This window comes from Streptomyces carpinensis (assembly GCF_002154505.1).
Lineage (GTDB): Bacteria > Actinomycetota > Actinomycetes > Streptomycetales > Streptomycetaceae > Streptomyces > Streptomyces carpinensis.
The window spans coordinates 21521-35927 of sequence record NZ_MUBM01000085.1 but is presented as its reverse complement, the minus strand read 5'-3'; the positions used below and the strand labels follow the sequence as shown (position 1 = coordinate 35927).

12 protein-coding genes are annotated in these 14407 nt (G+C 69.7%); 11 read left to right on the top strand and 1 reads right to left on the bottom strand.

Annotation, left to right across the window (positions count from 1 at the left end):
• Window positions 1-32 precede the first annotated feature (32 nt).
• The 9 genes from BZY54_RS12305 to BZY54_RS12265 all read left to right on the top strand — a co-directional run bounded on the left by BZY54_RS12305 (window position 33) and on the right by BZY54_RS12265 (window position 8926).
• A complete protein-coding gene (locus BZY54_RS12305; RefSeq protein ID WP_086725207.1) occupies window positions 33-1067 on the top strand; it encodes an FAD-binding oxidoreductase in 1035 nt (344 codons plus the stop codon).
• A 59-nt stretch (window positions 1068-1126) separates the two neighbouring features.
• Window positions 1127-2233 (top strand): aromatic/alkene monooxygenase hydroxylase subunit beta, encoded by a 1107-nt coding sequence (locus tag BZY54_RS12300; protein WP_086725206.1) that lies wholly within the window; start codon window positions 1127-1129, stop codon window positions 2231-2233.
• Window positions 2230-2586 (top strand): propane 2-monooxygenase effector subunit MimD, encoded by a 357-nt coding sequence (gene mimD, locus BZY54_RS12295; protein WP_244217119.1) that lies wholly within the window; start codon window positions 2230-2232, stop codon window positions 2584-2586. The genes BZY54_RS12300 and mimD overlap by 4 nt, the downstream gene beginning before the upstream one ends.
• A 100-nt stretch (window positions 2587-2686) precedes the next feature.
• Window positions 2687-3721 carry an amidohydrolase family protein gene (locus tag BZY54_RS12290; protein WP_086725205.1) on the top strand — a complete coding sequence of 345 codons (1035 nt, stop codon included), beginning with the start codon at window positions 2687-2689 and terminating at the stop codon, window positions 3719-3721.
• On the top strand, window positions 3718-4491 hold the full coding sequence (locus tag BZY54_RS12285; RefSeq protein ID WP_086725204.1) for an iron-sulfur cluster assembly protein: 774 nt from the start codon (window positions 3718-3720) through the stop codon (window positions 4489-4491). Before BZY54_RS12290 ends, BZY54_RS12285 begins: the two co-directional genes overlap by 4 nt.
• Window positions 4488-5513, top strand: a complete 1026-nt coding sequence (locus tag BZY54_RS12280) for an NAD(P)-dependent alcohol dehydrogenase (protein WP_086725203.1) — start codon at window positions 4488-4490, stop codon at window positions 5511-5513. Before BZY54_RS12285 ends, BZY54_RS12280 begins: the two co-directional genes overlap by 4 nt.
• A 152-nt stretch (window positions 5514-5665) precedes the next feature.
• Window positions 5666-7315 carry a chaperonin GroEL gene (gene groL / locus BZY54_RS12275; protein WP_086725202.1) on the top strand — a complete coding sequence of 550 codons (1650 nt, stop codon included), beginning with the start codon at window positions 5666-5668 and terminating at the stop codon, window positions 7313-7315.
• Window positions 7316-7359: 44 nt separating this feature from the next.
• Complete coding sequence (locus tag BZY54_RS12270) at window positions 7360-8604, top strand: Nramp family divalent metal transporter (protein ID WP_086725245.1); 1245 nt, start codon at window positions 7360-7362, stop codon at window positions 8602-8604.
• 100 nt (window positions 8605-8704) lie between these two features.
• Window positions 8705-8926, top strand: coding sequence for a hypothetical protein (locus tag BZY54_RS12265; protein WP_086725201.1), 222 nt, complete (start codon window positions 8705-8707; stop codon window positions 8924-8926).
• Window positions 8927-9091: 165 nt separating this feature from the next.
• On the opposite strand, the gene BZY54_RS12260 is transcribed toward BZY54_RS12265, so the two are convergent.
• The gene (locus BZY54_RS12260; protein WP_086725200.1) at window positions 9092-9814 is read right to left on the bottom strand and encodes a YoaK family protein; all 723 of its coding nucleotides are present in this window, start codon (window positions 9812-9814) and stop codon (window positions 9092-9094) included.
• Window positions 9815-10108: 294 nt separating this feature from the next.
• On the opposite strand from BZY54_RS12260, the gene BZY54_RS12255 reads away from it, so the two are divergent.
• Window positions 10109-10447 (top strand): hypothetical protein, encoded by a 339-nt coding sequence (locus BZY54_RS12255; RefSeq protein WP_143668043.1) that lies wholly within the window; start codon window positions 10109-10111, stop codon window positions 10445-10447.
• Between the two features lie 3 nt (window positions 10448-10450).
• A complete protein-coding gene (locus BZY54_RS12250; protein WP_086725198.1) occupies window positions 10451-14119 on the top strand; it encodes a tetratricopeptide repeat protein in 3669 nt (1222 codons plus the stop codon).
• The last annotated feature ends 288 nt before the right edge of the window (window positions 14120-14407 follow it).

Genomic DNA, 14407 nt, shown 5'->3' with positions numbered 1-14407 from the left:
GGGCGGGGACCTCCACACCGAGGAGCGGCACCATGGCCGACACCCACAAGGTCCGGTTCGAACCGGTAGGCATCGAGATCGAGGCCGACGAGGACGAGACGGTGCTGGACGCCGCGTTCCGGCAGGGCGTCATGTTGATCCACGGCTGCAAGGAAGGCCAGTGCTCGGCCTGCAAGTCCTTCCTGCTCGACGGCGACCTGCAGATGGGCCGGTACTCCACGTTCGCGCTGCCCGACTTCGAGAAGGACGAGGGGTACGTCCTGCTGTGCCGGTCGCACGTCTACAGCGACACGGAGATCGAGCTCGTCAACTACGACGAGGACATGATCCGAGCCGGCCTGCCGGTGGTCACCGTGCGGACCCAGGTCATCTCGCTGCGGGATCTCACCCACGACATCTCTCTGCTGCGCCTCGGGCTGCCCGCGGAGTCCACCTTCCGCTTCCACCCCGGCCAGTACGTGGACATCACGATCCCGGGCACCGACGAGCACCGCTCGTTCTCGATGGCCGGCCTTCCCACCGCCGACGGGCTGTTGGAGTTCATCATCAAGCGGTACCCCGGCGGCAGGTTCTCCGGCCTGCTCGAGGACGGCATCACGGCCGGTGACGCGCTGGAGGTCACCGGCCCGTACGGCACCTTCACCCTGCGCGTGAGCTCCGACCGCCGGCTGGTCTTCGTCGGTGGAGGCGCCGGGATGGCCCCCATCCTGGCGCTGTTGCGCCAGATGGTGGTCAGCGGCGACGAGCGCGAGGCGGTCTACTACTACGGCGCTCGCACCGAGGACGACCTGTTCCACCTCGACGAACTGGCACAGATCGCCGAGCGGCTCCCCGCCTTCCGCTTCGTGCCCTGCCTCTCCGAGAGCCGGCCGCGGGGCTGGACCGGCGCGACCGGCCTGGTCACCGATGTCCTCGCCCGGCAGGAGGAGAACCTCTCCGACTGCGACCTCTACCTCTGCGGTCCCCCGCCGATGATCGACGCGGCCCTGCCGCTGCTGCAGGACAGGGGCGTGCCGGACAGCCAGGTCTTCTTCGACAAGTTCACCGTCACCGCCGCCGACGACTGACGCCCAGCAGGCGAACGCCCTCCCCGCACCATCAGCGAGTCACAGAAAGGTGTGCGCTCATGGCCCCAACCGAAAAGACCGTGACCAAGAGCTTCCCTCGCATCGAATTCACCGGGGCGGAGGCCGGCCTCAAGGAGTTCCCCAGCTCCGCCAGCCGCTCCTACAACTACTTCACGCCCCAGAAGAAGCGGGCCACGATGTACGAGGACGTCACGGTCGACGTGCAGCCGGACCCCGAGCGCCACCTGAGCCAGGGCTGGATCTACGGGTTCGCGGACGGCAAGGGCGGCTACCCCAAGGACTGGACCGAGCTGCGCTCCGGCGACTGGCACCGCTTCCTCGACCCCAACGAGGAGTGGGAGCAGACGATCTACCGGAACAACTCCAACGTCGTCCGGCAGATCCAGCTCAACCTGGACAACGCGAAGAAGGCCAGCGCGTACCGCGGCTGGTCGGCGGCCTGGGTGAAGTTCCTGGAGCGGCACCTGGGCGCGTGGATGCACGCCGAACACGGCCTGGGCATGCACGTGTTCACCTCAGAGCAGCGTTCCGCTCCCACCAACATGATCAACACCGCGATCGCGGTGAACAGCGCCCACAAGCTGCGCTTCGCCCAGGACCTGGCGCTGTACAACCTGGACCTGTCCGAGGCGGGCATCCCGTTCGACGGGGCGGTCCACCGACAGGCGTGGCACACCGACCCGGTCTGGCAGGGGGTGCGGGAGAACGTCGAGCGGCTGACCGCCATCGGCGACTGGGCGGAGTCGCTGTTCGCGGCCAACGTGGTGTTCGAGTCGCTGGTGGGCGTGCTGTTCCGCAGCCATCTCGTGATGCAGGTCTCCGCGCGCAACGGGGACTACGTCACCCCGACCCTGGTGGGCACCGGGGAGCACGACTACGACCGGGACCTGCGCTACAGCCGGGCGCTGTTCCGCATGCTCACCTCGGACGAGACCCACGGCGACCACAACCGCGACGTGATGCAGGGCTGGCTCGACACCTGGGTGCCGCTGAGCGTCCGCGCGGCGCACGAGCTGCAACCGATCTGGTCACAACCCCAGGACAGGGTGGTCACCTTCGCCGACTCGTGGGACGGCGCGGTGGCCGGCCTGCGCACCCTCCTGTCCGACCTGAACCTCTCCGAGCCGAAGGGACTGGCGCTGTGAGCACCGGCGGGAGCACGAAGTTCGGCAGTGACCGCACCTTCTCCAACATGTGCGGCGTGACCCTGATGAACAACCAGAACGGCCATGTGGTCGCCGAGGTGATGCGCGGCAAGCCGAGCGTGACCGTCCAGGAGTACCCGTCGATGATCCGGGTCGACGGTGTGGGGAAGCTGCTGTTCGACTTCGACGAGATCACCGAGGCTATCGGCTTCGAGTTCGACCAGTCGGACTTCGAGGAGATCATGTCGACGCACTACGGCCGGATGGTCCACTTCGACGACCGGACCATGCTCTTCGCCAGCCCGGAGGAGGCGGCGGAGTACATCGACTTCGACCTCAAGCCGGTCCGGTAGCGCGGACCGAGTGGGGGAGGTCGCGTCCGGCAGCGCGTGCCCTCCCCTGCTCATCCGGACCAGGCCACCCCACCACATCACCAGGAAGTCGAGGCAGCACATGTACACCAAGGACGGCGTGGACTACTTCGTGGTCGACGGCCACATCCACTTCTGGGACGCCAGCGAGGAGAACACCGCCAACAAGTACGGCGAGGGTTTCATCCGCTGCTTCTACGACTACCAGCGCAACCTCAGCCCCGCCGAGTGGGTGTGGCCGCTGGAGAAGTTCCGCAAGTACTCCGAACAGGATCTGGTACACGACCTGTTCGAGACCGGCTACGTGGACGTGGGCATCTTCCAGCCGACCTATCTGAGCGAGTTCTACACCGACGGTTTCAACACCACCGAGCGCAACGGCAGGCTGGCTGCCAAGCACCCCGACCGACTGATCGTCAACGGCGCCTTCGACCCCCGGGCCGGCGAGGCGGGACTGGCCGAGCTGGAGCGGCTCGCGGCCCAGTGGCAGCTGCGCGGGGTCAAGCTCTACACAGCTGAGTGGCGCGGCAGCTCCAAGGGCTGGAAGCTGAGCGACCCGGGCGCTCACGACTACCTCGCCAAGTGCGCCGAGCTGGGGATCCGCAACATCCACATCCACAAGGGCCCGACCATCTGGCCTCTGAACCGGGACGCCTTCGACGTCGCCGACGTCGACCACGCCGCCACCGCCTTCCCGGAGCTGAACTTCATCGTCGAGCACTCCGGTCTGCCGCGGCTGGAGGACTTCTGCTGGATCGCCACCCAGGAGCCCAACGTCTACGCCGGCCTGTCGGTGGTCATGCCGTTCATCCACTCCCGGCCGCGCTACTTCGCGCAGGTCCTCGGCGAACTGCTGTACTGGCTGGACGAGGACCGCATCACCTTCGGCAGCGATTACGCCATCTGGAGCCCGCGCTGGCTCGTGGAGAAGTTCGTCGACTTCCAGATTCCCGAGGACCTTCAGTCCGAGTACGGGGTTCTCACCACCGGCGTCAAACGCAAGATCCTCGGTCTGAACCTCGCGCGTCTGTACGACATCAAGGTGCCGGAGAGCGCCCAGGTCGCCGTGGTAGCCGGACAGACGGACAGGATGTCCGCCGGGCAGGTGCCGGCATGACCCGGGGCACCGTCGGGGCCACCGTCGCCGTCGAGGCGGCCGAGCGGTCAGATGCGGTCACCGCCGCCCTCGCCACGGTCCTGGACCCCGAGCTCGACCGTCCCATCACCGAACTCGGCTTCGTCCGCAGCGTCAGCATCGACAGCGGTCGCGTGGAGGCGCGGCTGCGGCTGCCCACGTACTTCTGTGCCCCGAACTTCGCCTGGCTCATGGTGGAGGACGCCCGCCGGATGCTCGCGGCTTTGCCGTGGGTTACCGACGTGACGGTCGTTCTGGAGGACCACTTCGCCTCCGACGAGATCAACCAAGGGGTGGCGTGCGGCCGGGAGTTCGCCGAGGCGTTCCCGCTGCTGTCCGACCCCGACCGGTTAGGCGAGCTGCGCCGGACGTTTCTGCGCAAGGGCTGTCTGGCCGCGCAGGCGCGCCTCGGGCGGCGCCTGACCGGCCACGGGTGGACCGTCCGCCAGATGGCCGAGGCCCGCCTGCGTGACCTGCCCGATCGGCTGACCGTCACCCTGGTGCGCCGCCGCAGGGCGCTGGGTCTGCCCGCCGACGGTGTCGATCCCGTCTTCACCGACGAGCAAGGACGCCCCGTCCTCCCCGTCGACATGGAGGCGCACCTGAGGCGGTGCCGCACCACCGCCGTCGGCATCGGCGCCAACACCGAGATCTGTGAGGGTCTGCTCGCCACGCGGTACGGCACGGCAGCCGGGACCACGGCCGTAGCACTCGACAACACCAGGGCGGACTCGGCGGGAGGTGCCGCATGAAGGCCGTACGGCTCCACGAATACCACCGCACGCCCGTGGTCGAGGAGGTGCCCGAACCGAAGATCACCGGTCCGCTCGATGTGATCGTCCGCGTCGGCGGAGCCGGTCTGTGCCGCACCGACCTGCACATCGTGGAGGGGCAGTGGGAGGCGAAGACCGGCGTCGCACTCCCCTACATCCAGGGCCACGAGAACGCCGGCTGGGTGCACGAGATCGGCGGTGCCGTGACCAACGTGGCCGTCGGCGACCCGGTGATCCTGCACCCGCTGGTCACCTGCGGGCTCTGCGCGGCCTGCCGCCGCGGCGACGACGTGCACTGCGAGAGCTCCGCCTTCCCCGGTATCGACGCCGACGGCGGCTTCGCCGAGCTCGTACGGACCAATGCGCGCGCGGTGGTCAAGCTCGATGCCGGGCTCGCGCCGGCCGATGTCGCGGCGCTCGCTGACGCCGGTCTGACGGCCTATCACGCGGCGAAGAAGGCGGCCGGCCGGCTGGCACCCGGCGACAAGGCGGTGGTCATCGGCGCCGGAGGGCTCGGTCACATCGGTGTCCAGGCGTTGCGCGCCTTGTCGCCCGCCGAGCTGATCGTCGTCGACCGCTCGCCGGAGGCCCTCAAGCTCGCCGAGACCCTAGGCGCCCACAGGACCGTCGTCGCCGACGGCACCCACGTGGAGCGGGTGCGGGAGCTGACCGGTGAGCAGGGCGCCGAAGTCGTCGTCGACTTCGTCGGCGAGGGAGGCGCCCTGGAGGACGGCGTGGCCATGCTCCGCCGGGCCGGCGACTACCACGTCGTCGGCTACGGCGGTGTGCTCAGCGTACCGACCATCGACATCATCTCCGCCGAGATCAACTTCGTCGGCAATCTGGTCGGCTCATACACCGAGCTGGCCGAACTCATGGCGCTCGCCGCACGCGGCCAGGTCACCCTGCACACCGTCGGCTATCCGCTCGACGCGTTCACGCAGGCCCTGGACGACCTCGACCACGGACGCGTGCGCGGCAGGGCCGTCCTCGTGCCCTGATCCGAGCCCGCCGGCGGCGGCTCCCCGTGGACCCGCGGAGGGTCGGTGTTCCACGCCACGTCCCGGGCCGCCGCCACCGCCGCCGTACGGCTCCCCACCCTCACCCCGCGGCACACGCGGAGATCCCCACACCGATCTTCGAGAGGACCGACATGGCCAAAGACCTGCGTTTCAACGTCGAAGCGCGGCAGCTCCTCGAGGCGGGCGTCAACGCTCTCGCGGACGCCGTCAGGGTGACGCTGGGCCCCAAGGGGCGCAACGCCGTCATCGAGAAGCTGACCGGGCCGCCCACCATCACGAACGACGGCGTCACCATCGCCCGGGAGATCCAGCTGCGCGACCCGTTCGCCAACATGGGTGCCCAGCTGGTCAAGGAGGTCGCCAACAAGACCAATGGAGTCGCCGGGGACGGGACGACGACCGCCACGGTCCTCGCCCAGGCCCTCGTGCGCGAGGGGCTGCGTGCGGTGGACGCCGGCGCGAACCCGATGTTCCTCAAGACGGGCATCCAGAAGGCGGTCGAGGCGGTGGTCCGCGCCCTGCACGAGGAGGCCCGGCAGATCGCCGGCCAGTCGGACCTCGCCCACGTGGCGACGCTGTCGGCCAACAGCGACACCGAGATCGGCGGCACGATAGCGGCGGCCATGGGCCGCGTCGGCCGGACCGGTGTCGTCACGGTGGAGGAGTCTCCGGCCTTCGGGCTCGACGTGAGCTTCGTGGACGGTGTGGAGTTCGACCACGGCTATCTCTCGCCCTACATGGTGACCGACAAGGACCGTATGGAGACGGTTTTCGAGAACCCCTACATCCTGCTCACCAATGAGAAGATCTCGGCGGTCCAGACCCTGATGCCGGTGCTCGAACAGGTCACCCGCAGCGGCAGCCCGCTGGTGATCCTGGCCGAGACCGTGGAGGGCCCGGCCCTGGGCATGCTCGTGACGAACAACGTGCACGGCACCTTCCGCTCGGTGGCGGTGCGGGCGCCGGGCTTCGGCCACCGGCGCGTGGCGGAGTTGGAAGACCTCGCGGTGTTCAGCGGCGGAAGCGTCGTCACCGCCGACACGGGCCTGAGCCTGGACGCCGTACGGCTGGAACAGCTCGGCCGCTGCCGCCGGATCACGGTCACCGAGGCCGGCACCACCCTGGTCGGCGGTGCCGGGTCCGAGGAGGCCGTCTCGGCCCGCATCGAGCAGATCAAGAGGGAGCTGGAGCGGGCCGAGAACGAGCACGACCGAGAGAGTCTTCAACTGCGCATCGCCCGCCTGTCCGGCAGCGTCGCCGTCATCCACGTGGGAGCGGCCACCGGCGTGGAGCTCAAGGAGATGCAGCACCGCGTGGAGGACTCGCTGTCCGCCACCCGGGCAGCGCTCGAGGAAGGCATCGTCGCCGGCGGGGGCACGGCCCTGGCGCAGTGCGCGTCGGTACTGGACCGGCTGGAGCTCACCGGAGACGTCGCCATCGGACGGGACATCGTCCGCCGCGCCCTCGGCGAGCCACTGCGCTGGATCGCGATCAACGCCGGTTACGACGGCCAGGAGATCCACGACCGCGTCGCCGTCCTGCCCACGGGCCACGGGTTCGACGCGCTCACCGGGGAGTACGGCGACATGTTCGCCTCGGGCGTGATCGACCCGCTGAAGGTCACCCGCTCGGCACTGCAGAGCGCCGCCTCCGTCGCGGCGCTGCTGCTGACCACCGAGACGCTGGTGGTCGAGGAGATCCTTCAGAACCCGGGGGCGATCGTGGCACCCGGGTTCGGCGACCTCGCCGAAGGCATGGTCCGACCGTCGAACATCTACTGACCGGCACCGGGAGCGGGCACGAGGGGAGCGAAGCCGTTGTGTTCATGACCAGTCAGAGACCGGCCCGGCAACCGACCGGCCACCGGGCGGACCGCCTCCCGGCACGGCGGGCGGCGTGGTTCCTGGGGCCCGCGTGCGTGGCGGCGGTCGCCTACGTCGACCCGGGCAACTTCGCCACCAATGTCACGGCCGGCGCCCGGTACGGCTTCGCGCTCCTGTGGGTGGTCGTCGCGGCGAGCGCGGTGGCGATGCTGGTGCAGTACCTGTCGGCCAAACTCGGCATCGCCACCGGGATGAGCCTGCCGGAACTGTGCCGGGAACGACTGGGCCGACCAGCCCGGATCGGGCTGTGGCTGCAGGCCGAGGTGGTCGTCGTCATGACCGACCTGGCCGAGGTCGTCGGCGGCGCCCTCGGCCTGCAGCTGCTGTTCGGCGTTCCGCTGTGGGCGGGAGGGCTCCTCACAGCCGGTGGCATGCTGCTCATCCTGATGCTGCGTCAGCGCGGCCGCCGCCGGTTTGAGGCGGTGGTCGCAGCTCTGCTGACCGTGGTCCTCGCCGCGTTCGTGTACCAGACCCTTCGCGCCCGCGTCGACGCCTCCGAGGCGGTACACGGCCTGGTGCCGGGCTTTCCCGGTCAGGACGGTGCGCTGCTCGCGGTCGGGATCGTCGGAGCCACCGTGATGCCGCACGCTATCTACCTCCACTCCGCCCTCACCCAGGAACTCCTGCCCCGTGAGGACAGCACGCGGCGGAAGCTCGCGGTGCGGATGAGCATGGTGGACGTCGTCGTCGCCCTGGGCGTCGCGGCGGTCGTCAACGCGGCCATCCTGATGGCGGCGACTCCGCTGCGGGGAGCCGGCGTCGACTCATTGGCCGACGCGCACACCGCGTTCGGAACCGCGTACGGATCGCTCACCGCGGCGGTCTTCGGAGTCGGCCTGCTCGCGTCAGGACTCGCCGCCTCCTGCGTGGGCGTCTACAGCGGCCAGATCGTCATGCAGGGTTTCCTGCGCAGATCGATCCCCCTGTGGCTGAGGCGCCTGGTGTCGCTCGCACCCGCGATCGCTGTGCTGCTGCTGGGCGTGGACCCCACTCGTGCCCTCCTGGCGAGCCAGGTCGTGGTGTCCTTCGGCGTCCCCTTCGCGCTCGTGCCGCTCGTGGTCTTCACCGGGAACCGGGCGCTGATGGGCGAGCTCGTCAACCGCCGCGGGACGCTGGCGGCGGCCACCTCGGCGGCCGTACTGATCATCGCGTTGAACGCGTACCTCGTCGTCAGGACACTGCGATGACCCGCGCCGCGGCCGCCTGCCGCCCGTTGCCGGACCGGCCCCGGCCGCCGCTGCCCGAACCGGCTCTCTCTCCACCGTCGGCGGGGAGGTCTGCACGGACATGACCACACTCCACTCGATCGCCGGCCCGCTGGCGGCGGTCGGCGTCCTGGGCACCGTCCACATGGCCCTCTACAAGGCCGCACTCCGCCGTCTGGACCGGGACCTGATACCGGCCTCCGCCATGCCGCGAGTGCGCTGGTGGAGTGCTCACGTCTCCGGTGCGCTCACCGTCACCACGGCGCTGGCCGTCGTGGGTCTCCTCGGGCTGCTGGCCACATGAGGACCGTGGCCGGCACGGTGCCCGTGCAGCGGTGATCCGAAGGGGTACCGACCGCTTCGGGAACGCCATGGCATGGATGCCCGAGGTGATCACGAAGAAGCCGAGATCACGCACGTCAAGATCCTCCTGGACACCCCGAACGACGTCATCGGGTGACGACGCGACTCAGCGGCCGTTCGGGGACGGGGTCGAGGAGGACGGCTCCATGCCCGTCCGGCGGCGTTCCAGTCGCCGCGTCTCTCGGACCAGCATCACGAGAACGGCGGTGAGGAGGACGGCGGCCACGGCGATCGCGGGTGTGCCGACGGTACGGGTGCAAATGGCGCCGACCACAGCGCCGACGGCGAACGCGCCGACCATGACGGCATACCGTCCCGCGCGCCGCGCGGCCGCCGGGTCCTTGCCCACCGTCCATTGGTACGCGGCGACGACGCTGGTACGGAGGTTCCCGCTTGTCATCACCGTGGCGTAGGGGGCGTCGCGCAGTGTCGTGAAGGTCGAGAACTGCAACGCGGCGACGAACGACACCGTCACGGTCGTCACCGGCGCCGGCGCACCGTCGGGCAGTGCCGCGATCATTGCGAGCAGTGCGATCTGGAGCGTCAGCACCAGCCGTAGCGGCCGGCGCACGAGCCGCCCGACACGGGGAACGCCGAGTACCTCCACGGCGAGCACGCCGACGACGAAGGCCGCGACCGGAACGAGCAGCACGACCGCCGCGTGCCAGTGCCGGGCCGTGGCCTGCACGCAGAACAGCACCACGTTGCCCGACTGGAGATTGGCGAACACGCCGTGGCGGAGAAACGTGTACGCGTCGAAGAAGCCACCGACCGATGCCAGGATCGCTCCCACGGGCAAGGTGTCGGTGCGGCGATGGATCGTCGCCATGCAGTCAATCCTCCATCACGCCTCTGGCTACTCACCGGGCCTCAACGGCACACTCGCGTCCGTTTTGCACATTTCACCCATTTCATCACGACTCGCCTCGTCGAGCTGCCAGGCATCCGTCACGCCCCGCCTGCGGCGGGAAGCCGGGCCGATTCAGTCCGCGCGCCTGGGGGGCGTTCGGGCACCAGAGGTCCGCGGAGGGATCCGTCAGCGGGCTGAACAGCACCTGAGGATCACACCAAGTCGCCAGTGACACACGGGACTTGCCGAGGGCTCTCGGGTACGGTGTGGAGGATGAGCTCTGTGGCCGTCTTCCTGCTGGGTATGGTCGGCGCGTTGGCGCCGGAGATCGTTCGGCTCTACGAGATCCGCAACGATCCCGATCGGTTCCAGTGGTCGTGGTTCTACCTCGCGGTCTCGCTCGCCTTCTCGGCGCTCGGCGGTGTCCTGGCGCTGGTACTGCCGGCGACCACCTACTGGGGCGCTCTGTACGTCGGCGTGTCGACGCCGGTGCTGGTGAACTCCATGGTGCGCAAGGGACGTGAGCGCGCCCGGACACAGCTGCGCTCCTGGGGCACCCCGCCGGAGCGGACACGGTACTCGTTCGTCGACTCCTACGTGCACGGACTGTAGGCCGTGGATCTCGGCCCGTCGCACGGGATCAGGTTCCGCTTCGACGGCGGGCTCCTCGGTGCGGCCCTGCTCGATATGCACCGCAAGCCTCCGCTCCCGCTGCGTGAGCGGATGCTCGGCCAGGGGGTGCGGCCCGCCGCACCGCCCGTCGCCGAGACGGCCACCACTCGGGTGGGACAGCACCTCGGGGTGGGGACACGGGAACTCACGGTGGACGCACTGCCGGACGAGGGACCCGCCGTCGCGCTCCGGCTGCGCTTCGCCCTGGACGTCCCGGTGGAGTGGTGCCTGGAGGTGGAGGGGAACCCGCAACCCTCCGACCGGGGTGTGACCTACTCCCTGCCCGATCGGGTCACGCTCACCGTCGAGGCGTCCGCGCCGTGTGCGATCGACGGCCACGAGGTGCGCGTGTCGTTGCCGGCAGGCGGCTGCGAGGTGGTCCTGACACTGACCAGTCTGCCGGTGTTCGACGTGGGCGACACGGTCGTGGTGTGCCGCCCCGACCAGATGCGGGAGGCGGCCGTCGTGGTGTCCTGCCTCCCCGGGGACCGGCTGACGCCCGTCGTCGCGGTCGAACCTCCGCCCATGGCGGAGGCCGAGTTCATCGAGCTGTACGAGGAGTTCAAACGCAGCCAGGACAGGTCCATGCAGCGCATCGGTTCGCGGCTGGGGCTGGAGGAGGTGCTGGCCGGCGGCCCGGAAGTGCAGCGGCGGACACTGCTGGACATCGCCGAGCACCAGCGGCTCGGCAAGGCCCTGAGCCGATACCGCTCCTGGGTCAAGCACAACGACATGGTGTCCGGGCTGTTGTCGCGGATGGGCATCGAACGCGCCGTGTTCCTCGCCGACTTCAGTCCCGATGAGCTCAACACCCTCGACCCCGCGCTCCGCGACGGTGCGAACCGCCTGCACGCCGCGCACACCGGGGAGGAGGCCGGCGACCGGGGCGGCGAGATGTTCGCGGACATCCCGCAGAGGCTGCGGCTTCGCTGGAACACACTGGCGGAACTCACCACCGTGGCCTGGCGGTCGCTGCGCGCCCCGGGCGGCGAACCGGGACACACGATCGAGGTCTGCGCACACGACCCCGCGAGCTTCGTCGTCGCGTTGTTCACCGCGCTGCGCACCGGTGCTCCGCTGCGTGCGGTGGAACATGCCACGGCACCGCTCGACGAGCTGTTCGCGCAGGCCGCTTCGGACTCCGACGAGGCGACGCTGGTCGAGAACACCGCCGATGTGAACGCCCTGTTGGGCGCGGTGTACGCCCATCATCGCGGCGCGCGCCTGGTGGTCACGCCGCCGCCGGACCTGGAGCCGGTACGGCGAGCGGTCGACGAGCAGCAGCGGCGGATCACCGCGAGCGGGCGTGCCGTCGACGAGGAAGCGGAGGAGACGAGGGGCGACGCCGGCGGGAGACTGCGGCGGTGGCTGTCCACCGGCGGCAGAAACCCCTACCGGGCTCTGGAAGAGGCGGTGACCGCGCAGGTTCCACCGGCCGCGGTCACCGCCGTCGGCGAGCGCAGGCTCACCGCGTTCACCACCGGTCTGCCGTACTCGTTCGTCCGTTCCGCGGAGGCCGACTGGTCGCGCAAGCCCATCGGGCACGTCGCGGCCGACCCGGTCCTGATCATCCTCAACGAGGTGTACAGCGAAGGCATCGAACGATCGGCCGGCACCTTCAGCCTCGTGTTCGACCCCGGCTTCTTCCGGGTCTCGGAGACCGAGGACGTGATGCGCTCGGTAGGCGGCCACTTCACCCATCCCATCCTGCTGCCGGGCCCGGGCGAGCTCATGCTCGGTGCTCTGCTGACGCTGCCCCGGGACCTGCCGGTCGAGTTGCTGTTCTTCAACACGCACGGAACGGACGACGGGATCGTGCTGGGCGAGCAGTTCGCCCTGGAGAACTGGCGCATTCCGCAGTGGCTGACGCTGCGCCACCGGCCCATCGTGTTCAACAACTCCTGCCAGTCCTGGACGGGTGTGGGCCGGGAGTTCGTCCGGGTCGGCGCCCGCGGCTACATCGGTTCGCTGTGGAGCATCCCGTCGAAGCGGGCAGCCGACTTCGGCCGTACGGTCGTGCACCGCATCACGGCGGAGGAGACCCGGGTCTGCGAGGCCGTCGTCGGCACCGGGCTGCCCTCCGGGATCGAGCGGTCGTACATCTACGTGGGCACCGCCAACGGACGGCTGGACCAGTGGCGGGACCGAGCCGCGACCGCCGGCGAGGCCGCGCTCGCCGAGTGCGCGATGCTCGCGCGCGTCGCACGCGCGGATCGCGGCGCCATGGCCCGCCTCCTGCGCGGTGAGATCACGGCGCTGCGCCGCGCCGTCGAGCGCACACCTCACGGCGACACGCTGTCCTGCCTGGATGTCCTGCTGGACGAGCTCGCACTGACCGTCGGGGACGACATCGCGGACGAGGACGCGGTACGGAAACTCGTCACACGGATCGACGGCCTGCTGGGGCGGCTGGCCCTCCCGCCACAGACCGCCGACCGGCGCTGGGCCACCCGGTTCGAGCTGACCGGCACATGGCACGAGCGGCGTGACGCCCTGGCGGCGGCGCTGGCCGACTTCCGGCGCAGCACGGCCTACGGCGAGGCCTGCGAGAACCGACCGAACCTCCTGCTGCGCATGGCACAGCTCCAGATGCGGCACGGCCAGTGGGAGGAGGCACGGCGGCTGGCCGAGGAGGCACAGGACTGCTACCTCGGCCGGGACGACAAGAGCGGGCTGCTCCAGACGGCCGGTGTGCTCGGCCAGTTGAGCAAGCGGCTGCGGCGCTACGACGAGGCGATGAGCCATGCCCGGGACGGCCTCGCCCGCGCGGTCGAGCTGGACGACCGGACGCAGCAGGCCGCCTTCCTGCTGGACGAGGCGATCCTCCACCAGATCGCCGGTGATCCGGCCGCCGCGATCGACGCCGCCACCAAGGCACTGGAACTGGCGCGCACCACCCATGACGACGAGCAGGAACTGGCCGCCGTGGGCAGGCTGTCCATCTCCCATCGCGACAAGGGCGACCTCGACACCGCCGCGCGGTTCGCCTCCACCGGACTCGCGCAGGCGGAGAAGCTCGGCGTTCCGAGGGAGGCGGCGAGCTTCCACTGGGACATCGCCGAGACGCTGAGGCTGCGCGGCCGGGACGCCGAGGCCCTCGGTCACTACCGGGACTCGGTGGCGATCCTCGTCGGGATCGGTGCCTGGGAGATCGCCGCGCCCCTGCTCGCCTCGCTCGCGGAGTGTGCCACGCGGCTCGAGGACGCGGACGCCCTGTGGTCGGCGGCGGTCTGGGGGAGCAAGCTCTGTGCCGCGGCCGAGCAGCACCTGTGGTCCCAGGTGCTGCCGGTCGTGGTCGACGCGTTCAAGAGGGCGATCGAGGTGGGCACGTTCGCCACGACCGAGCGGCGCATGAGCGAGCTGTCGGCGGTGATCACCGCCGGGAGCCGGGAGAGCAGTCCCGTGCAGACGCAGTTCCTGGGCGATGTGTTCACGTTGTTCCTCCACTGGCTGGCGGGCGAGGAGCCGACGGACGTCGTCGGCTTCGCCCGGCACCTGGACGGCCAGGTCGCGGGCGGTGCGCTCGGGCTGGAGGAGTTCGTTTCGGTGCCCTACGGCCGCCGCGCCCGCAACCACGGCATCCGGCCCCGGCCCGGGCACCACCCGGGCTGATCACCGCGCCCGGCCCCCCTTGATCACCTCTGTTCGTCAAGACGGACACACAAGGAATTGAACGTTTCAAAATCGCGACCCTGTCTCTCATCCCAGTCCTCCTTCGCACGTCAACAGCCTCCGCACCTCGCGACGCAACAGGCCCCGGACTCCGCTTCATTGATGCACGACAGACCGAACACGGAGCCTACTGATCAGTTCTTGTGAGAAGCCTTGACGACCCATGGGCTCACGCTTACCGTCTCCCCCGCAGTGAATTTAACGATTCAAAAGCCCAGGCGATTCAAC

What these genes read in the sequence shown, in the direction of transcription:
- BZY54_RS12290 (WP_086725205.1), top strand. Translation starts at nt 2,687, where the DNA reads ATGTACACCAAGGACGGCGTGGACTACTTCGTGGTCGACGGCCACATC.
- BZY54_RS12260 (WP_086725200.1), bottom strand. Translation starts at nt 9,814, where the DNA reads ATGGCGACGATCCATCGCCGCACCGACACCTTGCCCGTGGGAGCGATC.
- BZY54_RS12270 (WP_086725245.1), top strand. Translation starts at nt 7,360, where the DNA reads ATGACCAGTCAGAGACCGGCCCGGCAACCGACCGGCCACCGGGCGGAC.
- groL (WP_086725202.1), top strand. Translation starts at nt 5,666, where the DNA reads ATGGCCAAAGACCTGCGTTTCAACGTCGAAGCGCGGCAGCTCCTCGAG.
- BZY54_RS12285 (WP_086725204.1), top strand. Translation starts at nt 3,718, where the DNA reads ATGACCCGGGGCACCGTCGGGGCCACCGTCGCCGTCGAGGCGGCCGAG.
- BZY54_RS12280 (WP_086725203.1), top strand. Translation starts at nt 4,488, where the DNA reads ATGAAGGCCGTACGGCTCCACGAATACCACCGCACGCCCGTGGTCGAG.
- BZY54_RS12255 (WP_143668043.1), top strand. Translation starts at nt 10,109, where the DNA reads ATGAGCTCTGTGGCCGTCTTCCTGCTGGGTATGGTCGGCGCGTTGGCG.
- BZY54_RS12305 (WP_086725207.1), top strand. Translation starts at nt 33, where the DNA reads ATGGCCGACACCCACAAGGTCCGGTTCGAACCGGTAGGCATCGAGATC.
- BZY54_RS12265 (WP_086725201.1), top strand. Translation starts at nt 8,705, where the DNA reads ATGACCACACTCCACTCGATCGCCGGCCCGCTGGCGGCGGTCGGCGTC.
- BZY54_RS12300 (WP_086725206.1), top strand. Translation starts at nt 1,127, where the DNA reads ATGGCCCCAACCGAAAAGACCGTGACCAAGAGCTTCCCTCGCATCGAA.